Below are 15,262 nucleotides of genomic sequence, written 5' to 3'. Positions count from 1 at the left end.
ATGAGACCCTTCGTCAACACCGCCGCCCTGACCGCCCTGCGGATGGACAGCGCCGCCCTCGGACCGCTCACGATGATCGTGCACCCGGTCGAGAAAGCGGGCAGCCTGATCGGCACCGTGTTCCTGGGCAAGGAGGTGGTCGGCCGCTTCGACCTCGAGGTGCTGGAGGACAGCGACCGGATGCAGGCCGACGTGGACCTGTCGCGCTTTGGCCGGACCGGCAGCACCTCGGAAACGCGGTTCACCCGGCACAAGGTCAAGGCCGGCGGCTACCTCCTGCTCTACGTCGGCGAGGGCGCCGGCGGGTTCCGGGTGACGCTGGAACGGGCCGAGGACCGCAAGGCGCCGGACAAGCCGGGCGATCCGGTGTTCGACAGCGCCGCGCTGGCCAAGGGCGACATGGTGGCGGTAACGCTGCTGCGTCCGGGCGCGTGGGAGGCCGACGGCGGCCGTGGCGGACAGGCCAGGATCACCGTGGCCTATCCGAAACAGGGCGACACGCCCTTCCGCCCGCGCGAACAGGGCCATGCCGTCACCGTCGGCGGCGGCAAGATGTCCCCCAAGACGCTCAAGACCGATCCCGGAGAAGGCATCGTCTTCTCCATCACCGACGACACCTGTCCTCAGCTGCGCCTTTCCCTGGTCGAACCCGACAACGGCCCGGAAAAGGACATTCCCCGGCGCGGGGATGGCGAAGGCAAGGTGCGCCGCCGTGTCCGTTGGCAGAACCCGCGACAGCAGGGCTGACGGAGCTCCTCCCCGGCGGAAAAGGAACGGCGCCGGACCATGGGTCCGGCGCCGTTTTCAATCTGCCCGATCGGTCTGAATTCAGATCGCGGCCCAGTCGGTGAACCGCGTCTTGGGCGCCGAGGGCGCCTGCGGCTGCGCGGGCTGCTGGCCCTGCTGTTGCTGGCCTTGGGTGTTCGGGGTCGTCGGAGCGGTGCTCATTGCTTTGCCTGTAGGTCTGCACGCGGCAATCGGGGCCGCGCCTTTCCGCCAGATGCGCCTGTCCCGATCACTTGGCAAGCCCCGCCATGTCACGCCGTCGAGAGCGTTGCGCGGGGCGCATGGAAAACAGCAAATTCCTGCCCCGAGGCCTCACGAAAACGCCGTGGTACGTTACAACCGCTCGCGCCCGGCCCGTCGCCCGCGACCGAATGTGTCGCGAAGACCCCGGTATGCGTGGTGATTATGTCCGCTTTGCCATGGCCTCTGTCGCGCGCGACGTTTATAGACGGGCCAAGACAGGAGGATTCCGATGCCCGTATATCGTTCCCGAACCACCACCCACGGCCGCAACATGGCGGGGGCCCGCGGCCTCTGGCGTGCCACCGGCATGAAGGACGGCGATTTCGGCAAGCCGATCATTGCCATCGTGAACAGCTTTACCCAGTTCGTGCCCGGCCACGTGCACCTGAAGGATCTGGGCCAGCTGGTCGCGCGCGAGGTCGAGGCCGCCGGCGGCGTGGCGAAGGAATTCAACACGATCGCCGTGGATGACGGCATCGCCATGGGCCACGACGGGATGCTCTATTCCCTGCCCTCGCGCGAGATCATCGCCGACAGCGTCGAATACATGGTCAACGCGCATTGCGCCGACGCCATGGTCTGCATCTCGAACTGCGACAAGATCACGCCGGGCATGCTGAACGCGGCGATGCGGCTGAACATCCCGGTCGTGTTCGTCTCGGGCGGGCCGATGGAGGCCGGCAAGGTCGTGCTGCACGGCAAGGAACAGGCGCTCGACCTCGTCGACGCCATGGTCGCGGCCGCCGACGACAACTACACCGACGAGGAAGTCGCCAGCATCGAGCAGAACGCCTGCCCGACCTGCGGCTCGTGCTCGGGCATGTTCACCGCGAACTCGATGAACTGCCTGACCGAGGCGCTTGGCCTCTCGCTGCCCGGCAACGGTTCGACGCTGGCCACCCACGCCGATCGCAAGCGGCTCTTCGTCGAGGCCGGTCACCTGATCGTGGACCTCGCGCGGCGCTACTACGAAGGCGACGACGCGAGCGTGCTGCCGCGTTCCATCGCCACCTTCGAGGCGTTCGAGAACGCCATGTCGCTCGACATCGCCATGGGCGGGTCCACCAACACGGTGCTGCACCTGCTGGCCGCCGCCCACGAGGGCGAGGTCGATTTCACCATGGCCGACATCGACCGGCTGTCGCGCAAGGTGCCGTGCCTCTGCAAGGTCGCGCCCGCCAAGAACGACGTGCACATGGAAGACGTGCACCGCGCCGGCGGGATCATGGCGATCCTGGGCGAACTGGACCGCGCCGGCCTGCTCGACACCTCTCTGCCCACCGTGCATGCCGCCAGCATGGGCGACGCGCTCAAGCAATGGGACGTGAAGCAGACGCAGTCGAACTCGGTCCACGAATTCTACTCGGCCGCGCCCGGCGGGGTGCCGACCCAGACGGCCTTCTCGCAATCGCGCCGCTACGACAGCGTCGATCTCGACCGCGAGACGGGCGTGATCCGCACCAAGGAACACGCTTTCAGCCAGGACGGCGGCCTCGCCGTGCTCTACGGCAACCTGGCCGAGGACGGCTGCATCGTGAAGACCGCGGGCGTCGACGAGTCGATCCTCAAATTCTCGGGCCCGGCCCATGTCTTTGAAAGCCAGGACGACGCGGTGTCGGGCATCCTCACCGGCAAGGTGAAGGAGGGCGAAGTCGTGCTGATCCGCTACGAGGGGCCGCGCGGCGGGCCGGGGATGCAGGAGATGCTCTATCCGACCTCGTACCTGAAATCGAAGGGCCTGGGCAAAGCCTGCGCGCTGGTCACCGACGGCCGCTTCTCGGGCGGCTCCTCGGGCCTCTCGATCGGCCACTGCTCGCCGGAGGCGGCCGAGGGCGGGACCATCGGCCTCGTCGAACAGGGCGACATCATCGAGATCGACATCCCGAACCGGACGATCAACCTCGCCGTGGACGACGCCACCCTCGCCGCCCGGCGCGAGGCGCAGGAGGCCGCGGGCTGGCACCCGGCGAAACCGCGCAAGCGCAAGATCACCGGCGCGCTGCGCGCCTACGCGGCGCTGACCACCAGCGCTTCAAAGGGCGCCGTGCGCCAGATCTGAGCCCGCGGGAATGGACGAGCCCGTATCGACCATTCCCAACCTCGGCCCCGCCGCCGACCGCGACTTTGCCCGCGCCGGGATCACCTCGGCCGGGCAGTTGCGCGCCCTGGGGCCGGACGCCGCCTACCTCGCCTACCTGCGGGCCGGCGGCACCGCACATTTCATCGGTTACTACGCGATGGTGATGGGCCTGCAGGGCCGCCCCTGGAACGATTGCAAGGGCGCCGAGAAGGACGCGCTGCGCGCCCGCTTCGACGCGATCAAGGCGCAGGTGACGCTGGTGCCCGCGGGAATCGAGGCAATCCTGGACGAGATCGGCACCAGCACGCGCCGCGGCGCTCAGTAGAGCACCTGGCTCGACCGCGAGAGGAAGAAGCCGTGGCCGTCGAGGTTGCGGCAGTCGAGGCCCGCCGCCGTCGACTGGCAGGTGAAACCGTCGAATTCGCTGGTGATGCCGAATTCCACCAGCGTCTCGGGCGGCGCCGGTTCTTCGACCTCGGCGCAGAGCAGCACCGCCTCGCCCTCGCGCTGCATCGCAAAGACATGCCCCCAGTCAAACGTGCAGCCCGGCGGGCGCGGGCGCGGCAGCGGGCCGCTGCGTTCGTGGATCGAACAGGTCAGCGCCTCGATGTCGTTTTGCGTGCCGATCCGGCACTGGATGTTGCCGGAGGGCGTCGCGAACGAGACGTCCTCGGCACCGGCCGGACAGGCGAGGCCGAGGCAGACGAGCATGATGGGGAGGCGCATGGGGCGGCACCGGGAAATTGTTTCGTTCAAATGCCGCCAGCTTGCAGCATCCCCCGGCGCCTGTCACGGTCAATCGCGGGCGTCAATCCCGGAAGGCCCCGTTGCCGGCCGAACCACCCGCATTCCCGCGGCACCGGGTATACGCCGCCCCGGCACCCGGGCCGGGGCCACGACGGTCCACCGCGCCCCTAGGCAGATCCCGGTCCGCATGCTCTAATCCGCCAACCCGGGCCGGCCCCCGCCCGCCCGTCCAGGACCATGACCACCGGTGCCCCGCATGACAGACACCCAGAACGATCCCGCGACGGCCTGCCCCGCCGACCCGACCGCGCCCGCCCTGCGCCTGCACGACGTGCCGGACTGGCTCTACCTGCTGCGCGAGTTCGAGGCGCTCTACCGCCACGGCTCGGCCGGCGGGGCGCGGGCCATCCGCAGCCACCGCAAGCGGGTGCGCGACACGCTGTCGGCGATCATCGACGCCAACCCCGAGCTGACCTTCCGCGACCCGCATGCCAAGCCCGTGACCGCGCACCTCGGCCGCGCGCTCGACCGCGGCGAACGCGGCGCGGTCGCGGGGCTGTCGCGTGCCCTGTCGCGGGTGGCGGGTGCGCTGACCTGGGAATACGGCTACGAGAAGGTGCCGAAGGCGCTGGCCCGGAAATACGCCTATTGCGAGGTGCTGGGCCCGCGCGGCCCGGTGAAGGCCGAACGCCTGATCCTGGGCTTCGTGCTCTTCGCCCCCGCGACCACCTATCCGCAGCACTCCCACAAGGAGATCGAGGAAAGCTACATCTCGGTCTCGGGCGACTGGTCCGAGAACGAGGTGGCGGTGCATGCCCCCGGATCGCTGATCCTGAACCGCCCCGGCGACGAACACCGGATCACCACGGCCGAGCTCGATCCCTGCCTGCTGGCCTATGCCTGGGTCGGCGCGGAAAGCTCGCTCGCCGCGCCGGGGATGAAGCTGACGGCCACCCGCAAGGCGCGGATGGCCAGCGGCATCTAGCCGTCGAAGCCCTGGAAGGTCGCGACCTCGCCCACCTCGCGGCGCAGCGACCGCACGTCGTTGGCGGCAAAGTCGTCGTTCGGCCAGCCGAGCGCCACGCAGGTCAGGATCACCTGGTCCTCGGGGATGTCGGCATTCTCGCGCACCACCGGGCTCTGCATGATGCCCTGCCCGTTGATCACCGCGCCCAGGCCCCGGCTCCAGGCCGCCAGCACCAGCCCGTAGACCGCCGCGCCCGCGTCGAAGATCGCCACCGGCCCGTGTTCGTCGAGCGCCCGGTCATAGGTCACCACCACCGACACCGGCGCGTCGAACTGGCGGAAGCCGCGCATCACCCAGTCCTGCCGCGCCTCGGCGTCGTGGCGTTCGATCCCCATGGCGGCAAAGAGCTGCTTGGCGATCTCGACCTGACGGTCGCGGTGAATGCCCTCGTATTTCCCGTGCGCCGGGATCTCGCGGCTGGGCGGCACGCCGGCCAGCATCCGCTCGGTGTTGCCCTGCCGCACGCGCTCGAGCACGTCGCCGGTCAGCACGTGCATGTGCCAGGGCTGGGTGTTCATCGACGACGGCGCGCGGATCGCCAGTGCAATGATCTCCTCCAGCAGCTCGCGCGGCACGGGCTTGTCCTTGAACCCCCGAATGCTGCGCCGGTCCTGCATCGCCTCGTCGAGTTTCATCATCCGCTCGTCCTCTTTCACCAGGGCGCAGGCCTCCTGCCTTCCCCTGGTTCCATATCCTCGGGGGGTGAATTGGCCGAAGGCCAAGAGGGGCAGACAGCCCCCCTTCCCCGCTCACCGCAGGTGCCGCGGCCTCAGGCCGCGAGGCCGCCCGCTTCGCACAGCCGGTCCATGTGGAAATCCCGGTCGCCCCAGGCGATCTCCAGCATGGTCAGCCGCTTGAAGTAGTGGCCGATGGCATATTCCATCGTCATCCCCACCCCGCCGTGCAGCTGGATCGACATCTGGCCGACGAAGCGGGCGGCATCCACCATCTTCACCTTGGCCGTCGACAGCGCGAGGTCCCGCGCCTGCGCGTCGGCCTCGTCGGACATCAGCGCGGCGTACATCGCCATCGACTTCACCTGCTCCTTCTCGACCACGGCCTGGGCCGCGATGTGCTGGAGCGCCTGGAAGGTGCCGATGGGGCGGCCAAACTGTTCGCGGCCCTTGATGTACTCGACCGTCAGGTCGATCGCCTGCTCCATGATGCCGAGTGCCTCGCCGATCGAGGCGGCCAGTGCCTTGGCCTCGGCCTGGGCGATGGCGTCCGCGGCGGGGATCCCGCCGGACAACGGCTCGGCCGGGGTGCCGTCAAAGGTCAGTTCGGCCGCGCGGCCCTCGTCCTGGGTGCGGTAGCTGCGCGCCTCGAAACCCTCGGCGCCCTTGCGGACGACGTAGAGCCCGGTTGTCCCGCTGCCGTCGACCGCGGTGACAAAGATCACGTCCGCCTCGGCGCCGAAGCTCACCACCGTCTTGGTGCCCGAGAGCTTGCCGTCGTGGAAGGTGGTCTTCATCCCCTCGTCGCGTTCGATCATCCCGGGTTCGAGATGCGCCCAGGCGGGCACGTGTTCGCCGCCGATGATCCCCTCGGCGATCGCGGCGCGCTGGTCGGCGCCGGCCGCCTGCAGCAGCGCGGGCGCGATGGCGATGGCCTCGGTCCAGGGTTCGACCGCGATGGCGTGGCCCATGGCCTCGGCCACCAGCATCGTCTCGGTCGGGGTACCGCCGATGCCGCCCTCGTCCTCGGGATAGGGCAGCGCGAACAGGCCCATCTCGGCGTAGCCCTGCCAGATCTTGCGGTCGAAGCCCTCGGTGCTCTCGACGTATTTCTTGCGCTTTTCAAAGTCGTAGCGGTCTGCCAGGAAGCGCGTGAGGCTTTCGGACAGCATCCGCTGTTCGTCGTTCAGTTCGAAATCCATGTCTGTCCCTCAGAGTCCCAGGATCGCCTTGGAGATGATGCCCTTCTGCACCTGGTCCGAGCCGCCGTAGATGCTCGACTTGCGGAAGTTGAAGTAGTTGGGTGCGGCGCGGATGGTCCAGTCGGGGCCCACCTGCGCATTGCCGCCCTCGTCGTCGATCCAGGGCAGCGCCTGTTCGCCCGCCGCCTCGACGTAGAGCTCGGTCAGCCGCTGCACCATCTGCGCGCCCTTGATCTTGATCACGCTGGTCGCCGGGTCGGGCTTCGACTGGTCGGCCCCCGCCGCGATGCCCGAGAGCACGCGCATCACCGTCATCTCGAGCGCCTTCAGCTCGATCTGCGCCTCGACGAACTTGTCGCGGAACCGCGGGTGGTCCCAGAGCGGCTTGCCCCGGACGATCCGCTGCTTGGCGATCTCCTTCAGCTCTTCGAGCTTCGCCTGGGATGCCCCCACGCGCGGCGCGCCGAGGCGTTCGTTGCCGAGCAGGAACTTGGCGTAAGTCCAGCCCTTGTTGACCTCGCCCACCATGTTCTCGGCCGGGACCTTGACGTCGGTGAAGAAGACCGAGTTGATCTCGTGCCCGCCGTCCATGGTCTGGATCGGGTGCACCTCGACGCCCGGAGATTTCATGTCGATCAGGAGGAAGCTGATGCCCTCCTGCTTCTTGCCCTCGTTCGAGGTGCGGACCAGGGCAAAGATCCAGTCGGCGTGCTGCGCCAGCGTGGTCCAGGTCTTCTGGCCGTTGACGATCCAGTGGTCACCCTGCTTCTCGGCCCGCGTCTTGAGACCGGCAAGGTCCGACCCCGCGCCCGGTTCCGAGAAGCCCTGGCACCACCAGTCGTCCAGGTTGGCGATCCGCGGCAGGAAGCGCTTCTTCTGCTCTTCGTTGCCGAACTGGATGATCACCGGACCGACCATGTTGACGCCGAAGCCCAGCGGGTCCGGCGCCGGCGCGCGCTGGTTTTCCTGCTGGAAGATGTACTGCTGGGTCACGGTCCAGCCGGGGCCGCCCCATTCCTCGGGCCAGCGCGGGGTGGCCCAGCCCTTGGCGTTCAGGATCTTCTGCCATTCGATGGTCATCTCCTTCGTCGGGGCATTCCCCAGCTTGAGATGCGCGCGGGTGGCGTCCGGCAGGTTGGCGTCGATGAAGTCGCGCACTTCCTGGCGGAAGGCCTCCTCCTCGGGTGTGAACTTGAGTTCCATGGTCTCCTCCTCGATCTCTCTCAGGCCTCGGCGGATTCCCGTTTGGCCCGTTCCTCGTCCTTGAGCATCTTGCGCGACGCTTTTCCCACGGATGTGCGCGGCAGCTCCGTCCGGAACTCCAGGAAGCGCGGCATCTCGTGGCGGCCCAGCTTGTCGGCAAGGAAACCCTGCAACTCTTCGAGCGTAAACTCGCAGGCGCCCTTATTCAGGCATACGAAAGCTTTTGCGCTTTCGCCGCGGTAATCGTCGGGCACGCCTATGACGAGCGCCTCGGCCACGTCGGGGTGCTTGTGAATCGCGTTCTCGATGGTCAGCGGGTAGACGTTGAACCCGCCGGACAGGATCATGTCCTTCTTGCGGTCGACGATGTAGAAATACCCGTCCTCGTCCATGTAGCCGATGTCGCCGGTCAGCAGGTAGCCGTCGACGAAGGCCGCGGCGGTTTCCTCGGGCATGTTCCAGTATTCGCGGGTGACGGCCGCGCCCTTGAAGATGATCTCGCCCGGCTCGTTCGGCCCGAGGCGCCTTGTCGGATCCTCAAGGTCGACGATCGCCATGTCGCAGCCCGGCAGCGGGATGCCGATGGTGCCCAGCTTGTCCTCGGGAAAGTCCTTGGGGACCGTGGTGCCGTTCGACGCGGTTTCCGTCATCCCCCAGCCGCCGCGGATCTTCAGCCCCGTCAGCTGGCGGATGCGGTTGAACACCTCGCGCGGCAGCGGCGCGCCGCCCGAGCCCACGAATTTCAGCGACGACAGGTTCCGTTTCTCGATCTCGGGCAGCTGCATGATCGCGATCCAGGTCGTCGGCACGCCGCCCAGGCTGACGATTCCGAACTTCTCGACATCGTCGATGACCGAGGCCGCGTCGAACCGCAGGCGCAGGTGCATCTGGCCGCCCTCGAGCGTGCGCTTCAGCATGGCCGAGGTCAGGCCCATGATGTGGAAGAGCGGCGCATAGAGCATGCCGGGCTGGCCCGGCCCCGCCTCGGGATCGACGGCGGAGAGGTGGCAGTAGGTCTGTTCCGAGGCCGAGAGGTTGCCGTGGGTCAGCATCGCCGCCTTGGGCACCCCGGTGGTGCCGCCGGTGAACTGCAGCAGCGCCAGCTCGTCGAGGTCCATGGCGGGCGGGTCGTAGGCCGCGCCCTCGTGGCCTGCCAGCAGTTCCTCGACGCCGTGCATGTTCTCGGGCACCGGACACGGGCGGCCCTGCGCGGAAATCGGATCGGGGCAGAGGTAGACCGGCGGAAAGTCGGGCTGGCGCGCGAGCCGCGCGAACCGGCCCGCGAACTCGGGCGTGGTGAGCGAGATCACCATCTTCGCACCGACCTCGTGCACCTTGTGCGCGATCTCGGCCTCGGCATCGAGGGGCGAGAGATGGGTCACCACCGCCCCCGCCGTCATCACGCCGAAGAAGAAGATCGGGTGCCACGGGCAGTTCGGCAGGTGCAGCGCAACGCGGTCGCCGCGCGCCACCCCCGCGGCCTTCAGCGACGCGGCCACCGTCGCCGCCCACTGGCGCATCTCGGCATAGGTGTAGGTCTTGCCGTAGTATTCGAACTGCACGAGGTCCGACCACTGATCAAACGCCCGCGACAGCAGCGTGTTGAGGCACACCTTCTCGGGTTCGAAGTTCGGGTCAACGCCCGGCAGATAATGCTCTGCCCAGATCGGCAAGTCCTGGTTCATCATGTCCTCCCTTGATCGGCACTGGAAAACCGGTCTCCTCTCCGGTCTGCCCGCCGCTGAACCGTCACATCGGCAGCACCCCGCACGGCCTGCCGGTCGCCCGAACAGAAAAAGCGGTATGTCCGCCCACGTTCTGGATGATCCTCCCGGCCCCGGTCACGCAGATGCTCCTCTCATTCGCGTATGTGATCGCGACAGGGTTCCGCGTTGCGGAAATCTGTTTCGCGATCTATCTCACGCTAGGAACCCGGCGCAGCGCCGTCAACACGATTGACCGCCGCGCCGGATCGCAGAACCATAGGACAACCGGATCGGAGGAGCCATGCTGGACAGACGCTGCAAGACTATCGAGGAGGCGCTGGACGGGATCGAGGACGGCGCGTCGATCATGGTGTCGGGCTTCGGCGAAGCCGGGCGCCCGAACTACCTGATCAAGTGCCTGATCGACAAGGGCGTGAAGGACATCACGCTGATCTCGAACAACGCCGGAGCGGGGTTCGAGGGGCTGGCGATGTGGTTCCGGCACCTGATGGTGAAAAAGCTCATCTGCTCGTTCCCGCGCGGCGCGATGAGCGAGGACATGAAGATCTGGATTCGCGACCACGGCCTCGAGATCGAGGTGAACCCGCAGGGCACCCTGGCCGAGCGGATCCGCGCCGCCGGCTGCGGCATCCCCGCCTTCTACACCCCGACCGCCTATGGCACCGCGCTGGCCGAGGGCAAGGAAACCCGCGTGTTCGACGGCGTCGGCCACGTGATGGAAACCGCGCTGCACGCCGACTATGCCTTCGTGAAGGCGCACAAGGCGGACCGTTTCGGCAATCTCACGTATATGAATCTTGCGCGCAATTTCTCGCCCCTGATGGCGATGGCGGCGAAAACCACCGTGGTCGAGACCGACGAGATCGTCGAGCTGGGCGACCTGAACCCGAATGAAATCGTTACGCCGGGGGTCTGCGTCGACCGCCTGGTCCTGTCCCGCCCGGTGGCGGACAATGAATGGGGAGTAGCCGCATGACACCGCTCAGCCGTGAAGCCATCGCCGCCCGCCTGGCCCAGGACATCCAGGACGGCTGGCACGTGAACCTCGGGATCGGCATGCCCGAGGGCGTTGCCAACTTCCTGCCCGAGGGCCGCGACATCCTGCTGCATTCGGAAAACGGCATCCTCGGCATGGGCCCGACCCCGCCCGAGGGGCAGGAGGACCCGACCCTGGTGAACGCCGGCAAGAAGCCGATCACCATGCTGCCCGGCGCCTCGATCTTCGACCACGCGATGAGCTTCGGCCTGATCCGGGGCCGGCACCTGAACCTCTGCGTGCTGGGCGGCTACCAGGTGGCCGAGACCGGCGACCTCGCCAATTGGAGCCTCGACCACGGCGACCCGATCGCCTCGGTCGGCGGGGCCATGGACCTCGCCGTCGGCGCGCAGCGCATCTGGGTGATGATGCAGCACAACGACAAGTCGGGCGCAGCGCGGATCCTGGAACAGTGCACCTTCCCGCTGACCGGGTCGGGCTGCGTGAAGCGGGTCTACACCGACCTGGCCGTGATCGACGTGGAGCCCGAGGGCTTCGTGGTGACCGAGATGGTCGCCGGGCTGACCCCCGAGGAGCTGCAGGACCGCTCCGGCGCCAAGCTGCGCTTTGCCGAGGGCTGCGGCACGCTGCCCGACATGACCCGCGCCGCCTGAGCGCGGGACCGCACGGACAGGGCGCGCCGGTCCCCGGCGCGCCCTTCGCTTGAGGAGGCCCTGATGGACGACGCGACCCCCGACGCCAGCGCCGACACCGGCATGCACCGCCTGGGCGGGTTCAACCGGATGATGGGCCTGCGCTTCACCGAGCGGGGCGAAGGCTATCTCAGGGCCGAGATCGATCTTGGACCCCAGCACATGAACAAGGCGGGCGTCACCCACGGCGGGGTCTATGCCGCCGTGCTCGACAGCGCGTCGACCGGCGCGGGGCTCTACTGCCCCTACCCCGGCCGCGTCCGGCAAAGCTCCACCCTGTCGCTGACGGTCAATTACGTCGGCATGTCGCGCGGCGGCACCTTGCATGTCGACGCCCGGGTCACCAAGTCCGGGCGGACGATCTATTCCGTCTCGGCCGAGGTGCGCGACGACGCCGGTACGCTCTGCGCGCATTCCATCGGCACCTTCAAGTACATGCGCGGCAGCGAAGACCCTCGCGGCGTGCCTGCCGCCGAAGGATGAGCCGCGCGGAAATAGCGCGACCCGCGCCTTTTGCGCCTTGAAAGACACGGACGGCGGCACTACCTTGCCGCCTCACAATTCTGCACCATTGAAGGAGCGATAAACTGGCTCGCAGACCCCACAACGCGCCGCCGACGCGCGATACCGGCCCCCGCGTGAATGACAAAATCCGTGCCCCCGAGATCCGTCTCATCGGCCCGGAAGGCGAGAACATCGGCGTCGTATCGCCGTCTCGCGGCATGCAGATCGCGGAAGAAGCGGGGCTGGACCTGGTTGAAATTTCGCCCAATGCGACCCCTCCGGTCTGCAAGGTGATGGACTTCGGCAAGTTCAAGTACGAGACGCAGAAGCGCGAATCCGAAGCACGCAAGAAGCAGAAGATCATCGAGGTGAAGGAGGTGAAGTTCCGCCCCAACACCGACGTCCACGACTACGATGTGAAGATGCGCAACGTGATCCGGTTCCTCGAAGGCGGCGACAAGGTGAAGGTCACCCTGCGCTTCCGTGGCCGCGAGATGGCGCACCAGAACCTTGGACGCGAGCTGCTCGAACGGGTGGCCGAGGACGTCAAGGAAATCGGCAAGGTCGAGAACATGCCGAAGATGGAAGGCCGCCAGATGGTCATGATGATCGGGCCGGTCAAGTAAGGCGCCCCGGGTGCCTGTCATCCTGAACGCCATATCGGACCTGAGGGCGCAGGACTTCGATGAGATCATCGATGTCCGCGCCCCGTCCGAATTTGCCGACGACCACCTGCCCGGGGCGCTGTCCCTGCCGGTGCTCGACGACGCCGAACGCGCCCGCGTCGGCACCATCTACAAGCAGGTCAGCCCCTTCGACGCGCGCAAGATCGGCGCGGCGCTGGTGGCCAGGAACGCCGCGAAGCACATCGAGGGCCCGCTGGCCGACCGCCCCGGCGGATGGCACCCGCTGGTCTACTGCTGGCGCGGCGGGCAGCGTTCCGGCAGCTTTGCCACGATCCTCGGCCAGATCGGCTGGCGGGTGGAGACGCTGCAGGGCGGCTACAAGGCCTGGCGCAAGCTGGTGCTCTCGGCGGTGACCGAGGGGGCATTCCCCTGCCCGGTCATTTTGCTCGACGGCAACACCGGGTCGGCCAAGACCGAAGTGCTGAACCTGCTGCCCGCGCGCGGCGTGCAGGTCATCGACCTCGAGGGGCTGGCGCAGCACCGTGGCTCGCTCTTCGGCGCGACGGGTCCGCAGCCCGGTCAACGCCAGTTCGAATGCCGGCTGGCCATGGCGATCGACGCGCTCGACCCCGCGCGCCCCGTGGTGGTCGAGGCCGAGAGCGCCAAGATCGGCGACTGCCGCATCCCGCCGCGGCTCTGGCACGCCATGCACCGCGCGCCCCGGATCGAGGTCGCGGCCCCCCGCGCCGAACGGGCCGCCTACCTGACCCGCGCCTATGCCGACATGACCGCCGATCCCGCCCGGCTGGCCACCACCATCGACGCGCTGCGCGCCTTTCACGCCCAGGCGGATATCGAGGCCTGGCAGGCCATGGCCGCCACCGGTGCCTTCACCTCGCTCGCGCAGGCGCTGATGCAGGCGCATTACGATCCGCGCTACGAAAAGCACCGCCGCCGGGTCGAGGTGCCGGTCACGCCGCTCGCGGTGGACAGCCTTTCCCCCGCCGCCCTGCCCGGCATCGCGGACCGGCTGGCCGAAATGATCCGCACGCGCTAGATCCGGGGCAGCCGAAGGAGCCCAGCCATGCCCGACACCGAGATGACCGAACCCCGCCTCACCAGCCTCAGCCACGGCGGCGGCTGCGGCTGCAAGATCGCGCCCGGCGTGCTGTCGGGCCTGCTGCGCGGCACCCGTGCCCTGCCGGTGCCCGAGGAGCTTCTGGTCGGGATCGAAACCTCGGACGACGCGGCCGTCTACCGGATCAACGACCGGCAGGCCCTCGTCGCGACGACCGATTTCTTCATGCCCATCGTCGACGACCCTCAGGATTTTGGCCGCATCGCCGCGACCAACGCGATCTCGGACGTCTACGCCATGGGCGCGACCCCGATCTTCGCGCTGGCGGTCGTCGGCATGCCGATCAACGTGCTCTCGCCCGGGACCATCGGCAAGATCCTCGAAGGCGGGGCGGCCGCCTGCCGCGAGGCGGGCATCCCGATCGCGGGCGGCCACACCATCGACTCGGTCGAGGCGATCTATGGCCTCGTCGCCATCGGCCTGATGGACATCGACGCCCTGAAACGGAACGCGGGGGCAGTGCCGGGCGACGTGCTGATCCTCGGCAAGCCGCTTGGCGTCGGCATCATGTCGGCCGCGCTGAAGAAGGGCACCCTGTCGGACGCGGACTATGCCGAGATGGTCGCCACCATGACCCGGCTCAACACGCCCGGCCCCGACCTCGCTCGGATCGAGGGCGTGCACGCGATGACCGACGTCACCGGCTTCGGGCTGGGAGGACACGCGCTGGAAATGGCGCGCGGCGCGGGGGTCGAGATCGCGATCGACTGGCCCGCCGTCCCGGTCCTGTCCGAGGCCCGCACCCTCGCCGCCGGCGGGACCGCCACCGGCGCCTCGGGCCGCAACTGGGCCAGCTACAGCGACGGCGTAACCCTCGACGGCCTGACCGAGGCGGACCGCAACCTTGTCACCGACCCCCAGACCAGCGGCGGCCTCCTTGTCGCCTGCGCGCCCGAGGCGGCCGACAAGGTCCTCGCCTGCTTCCAGGCACACGGCTTCGACGCCGCCACCCGGATCGGCCGGGTCACCGACGGCCCCGCCGGCGTCCGCTTCGGCTGACGGAGGACGGGGTCGCGGGGCGCCGACCCCGTTTCATCTTGCTAGAAAAACTCCGGGGGTCCGGGGGCAGAGCCCCCGGCGTCCTCCGCCTATTCCGCCGGCGTGAGGTTCGACACGTCCTGCCCCGAGGCCGCCATGATCGCCTTGACGATGTTGTGGTAGCCGGTGCAGCGGCAGATGTTGCCGTGCAGGTGCTCGCGGATTTCCATCTCGCTGGGCATCGGGTTCACCTTCAGCAGCGATTCCGCCGCCATGATCATGCCCGGCGTGCAGAAGCCGCATTGCAGCCCGTGGTGGTCCTGGAAGGCCTGTTGCACGACCGAGAGCGTGTCGCCCTGGGCGATGCCCTCGATGGTGGTGACCTCGGCGCCGTCCGCCTCGCCGGCGAACATGGTGCAGGCCTTCACCTGCAGCCCGTCGACATGCACCGTGCAGGCGCCGCATTGCGAGGTGTCGCAGCCGACATGGGTGCCGGTCAGGCCCAGCGTCTCGCGCAGGAACTCGACCAGCAGCGTGCGGCCCTCGACCTCCCCGCTCATGGTCTCGCCGTTCACCTTCATGCTGATCTGGGGCATGCCTGGACCTCTGTCATCTGCGTTTCGGGGGGAGTTAAACAT

Annotated in this window: 16 protein-coding genes; 10 read left to right on the top strand and 6 right to left on the bottom strand. The window is 68.2% G+C overall.

All coding sequences use genetic code 11. The annotated features are described in order from the left end of the window. The 3 genes from ACE2AC_RS01510 to ACE2AC_RS01500 all read left to right on the top strand — a co-directional run bounded on the left by ACE2AC_RS01510 (nt 1) and on the right by ACE2AC_RS01500 (nt 3,434). On the top strand, nt 1-747 hold the full coding sequence (locus tag ACE2AC_RS01510) for a hypothetical protein (protein ID WP_375690372.1): 747 nt from the start codon (nt 1-3) through the stop codon (nt 745-747). 511 nt (nt 748-1,258) lie between these two features. Continuing rightward, nucleotides 1,259-3,088, top strand: a complete 1,830-nt coding sequence (gene ilvD / locus ACE2AC_RS01505; protein ID WP_375690371.1) for a dihydroxy-acid dehydratase — start codon at nt 1,259-1,261, stop codon at nt 3,086-3,088. A gap of 10 nt (nt 3,089-3,098) precedes the next feature. Then, entirely contained in the window at nt 3,099-3,434 is a 336-nt protein-coding gene (locus tag ACE2AC_RS01500) for a TfoX/Sxy family DNA transformation protein (protein ID WP_375690370.1), read from the top strand. Here ACE2AC_RS01500 and ACE2AC_RS01495 read toward each other — a convergent pair. Further along, on the bottom strand, nt 3,428-3,835 hold the full coding sequence (locus ACE2AC_RS01495) for a DUF6636 domain-containing protein (RefSeq protein WP_375690369.1): 408 nt from the start codon (nt 3,833-3,835) through the stop codon (nt 3,428-3,430). The genes ACE2AC_RS01500 and ACE2AC_RS01495 overlap by 7 nt on opposite strands. Nucleotides 3,836-4,112: 277 nt before the next feature. Between ACE2AC_RS01495 and ACE2AC_RS01490 the strand changes: the two genes are divergently transcribed. Further along, nucleotides 4,113-4,841: a dimethylsulfonioproprionate lyase family protein gene (locus ACE2AC_RS01490; protein ID WP_375690368.1), complete on the top strand. Its 729-nt coding sequence runs from the start codon at nt 4,113-4,115 to the stop codon at nt 4,839-4,841. On the opposite strand, the gene ACE2AC_RS01485 is transcribed toward ACE2AC_RS01490, so the two are convergent. From ACE2AC_RS01485 to ACE2AC_RS01470, 4 genes are all read right to left on the bottom strand, one after another. Next, the gene (locus ACE2AC_RS01485; protein ID WP_375690367.1) at nt 4,838-5,539 is read right to left on the bottom strand and encodes a nitroreductase; all 702 of its coding nucleotides are present in this window, start codon (nt 5,537-5,539) and stop codon (nt 4,838-4,840) included. The two genes, ACE2AC_RS01490 and ACE2AC_RS01485, sit on opposite strands and share 4 nt — an antisense overlap. Before the next feature lie 113 nt (nt 5,540-5,652). Next, nucleotides 5,653-6,759: an acyl-CoA dehydrogenase family protein gene (locus ACE2AC_RS01480; protein WP_375690366.1), complete on the bottom strand. Its 1,107-nt coding sequence runs from the start codon at nt 6,757-6,759 to the stop codon at nt 5,653-5,655. 9 nt (nt 6,760-6,768) lie between these two features. Then, nucleotides 6,769-7,962 carry an acyl-CoA dehydrogenase family protein gene (locus ACE2AC_RS01475; RefSeq protein WP_375690365.1) on the bottom strand — a complete coding sequence of 398 codons (1,194 nt, stop codon included), beginning with the start codon at nt 7,960-7,962 and terminating at the stop codon, nt 6,769-6,771. Between the two features lie 20 nt (nt 7,963-7,982). Further along, nucleotides 7,983-9,647, bottom strand: a complete 1,665-nt coding sequence (locus ACE2AC_RS01470) for an AMP-binding protein (RefSeq protein ID WP_375690364.1) — start codon at nt 9,645-9,647, stop codon at nt 7,983-7,985. Between the two features lie 322 nt (nt 9,648-9,969). On the opposite strand from ACE2AC_RS01470, the gene ACE2AC_RS01465 reads away from it, so the two are divergent. The 6 genes from ACE2AC_RS01465 to selD all read left to right on the top strand — a co-directional run bounded on the left by ACE2AC_RS01465 (nt 9,970) and on the right by selD (nt 14,645). After that, nucleotides 9,970-10,665 (top strand): 3-oxoacid CoA-transferase subunit A, encoded by a 696-nt coding sequence (locus ACE2AC_RS01465; RefSeq protein WP_375690363.1) that lies wholly within the window; start codon nt 9,970-9,972, stop codon nt 10,663-10,665. Next, the gene (locus tag ACE2AC_RS01460) at nt 10,662-11,339 is read left to right on the top strand and encodes a 3-oxoacid CoA-transferase subunit B (protein ID WP_375690362.1); all 678 of its coding nucleotides are present in this window, start codon (nt 10,662-10,664) and stop codon (nt 11,337-11,339) included. Before ACE2AC_RS01465 ends, ACE2AC_RS01460 begins: the two co-directional genes overlap by 4 nt. Nucleotides 11,340-11,402: 63 nt before the next feature. Then, nucleotides 11,403-11,861 (top strand): PaaI family thioesterase, encoded by a 459-nt coding sequence (locus tag ACE2AC_RS01455; RefSeq protein ID WP_375690361.1) that lies wholly within the window; start codon nt 11,403-11,405, stop codon nt 11,859-11,861. 104 nt (nt 11,862-11,965) lie between these two features. Continuing rightward, on the top strand, nt 11,966-12,508 hold the full coding sequence (gene infC / locus ACE2AC_RS01450) for a translation initiation factor IF-3 (RefSeq protein ID WP_375692054.1): 543 nt from the start codon (nt 11,966-11,968) through the stop codon (nt 12,506-12,508). A 10-nt stretch (nt 12,509-12,518) separates the two neighbouring features. Further along, the gene (gene mnmH, locus ACE2AC_RS01445) at nt 12,519-13,565 is read left to right on the top strand and encodes a tRNA 2-selenouridine(34) synthase MnmH (RefSeq protein ID WP_375690360.1); all 1,047 of its coding nucleotides are present in this window, start codon (nt 12,519-12,521) and stop codon (nt 13,563-13,565) included. 27 nt (nt 13,566-13,592) lie between these two features. Continuing rightward, entirely contained in the window at nt 13,593-14,645 is a 1,053-nt protein-coding gene (gene selD, locus ACE2AC_RS01440; protein ID WP_375690359.1) for a selenide, water dikinase SelD, read from the top strand. Nucleotides 14,646-14,734: 89 nt separating this feature from the next. Here selD and ACE2AC_RS01435 read toward each other — a convergent pair whose 3' ends face one another. After that, nucleotides 14,735-15,220, bottom strand: a complete 486-nt coding sequence (locus ACE2AC_RS01435) for a (2Fe-2S)-binding protein (protein ID WP_375690358.1) — start codon at nt 15,218-15,220, stop codon at nt 14,735-14,737. Nucleotides 15,221-15,262: the final 42 nt, after the last annotated feature.

The sequence above is a fragment of the Pseudooceanicola sp. LIPI14-2-Ac024 genome (genome assembly GCF_042188925.1).
In the GTDB taxonomy this organism is placed as follows: domain Bacteria; phylum Pseudomonadota; class Alphaproteobacteria; order Rhodobacterales; family Rhodobacteraceae; genus Pseudooceanicola.
The sequence above is the reverse complement of the archived record's forward strand: the minus strand, read 5'-3'. Positions and strand labels throughout refer to the sequence as shown.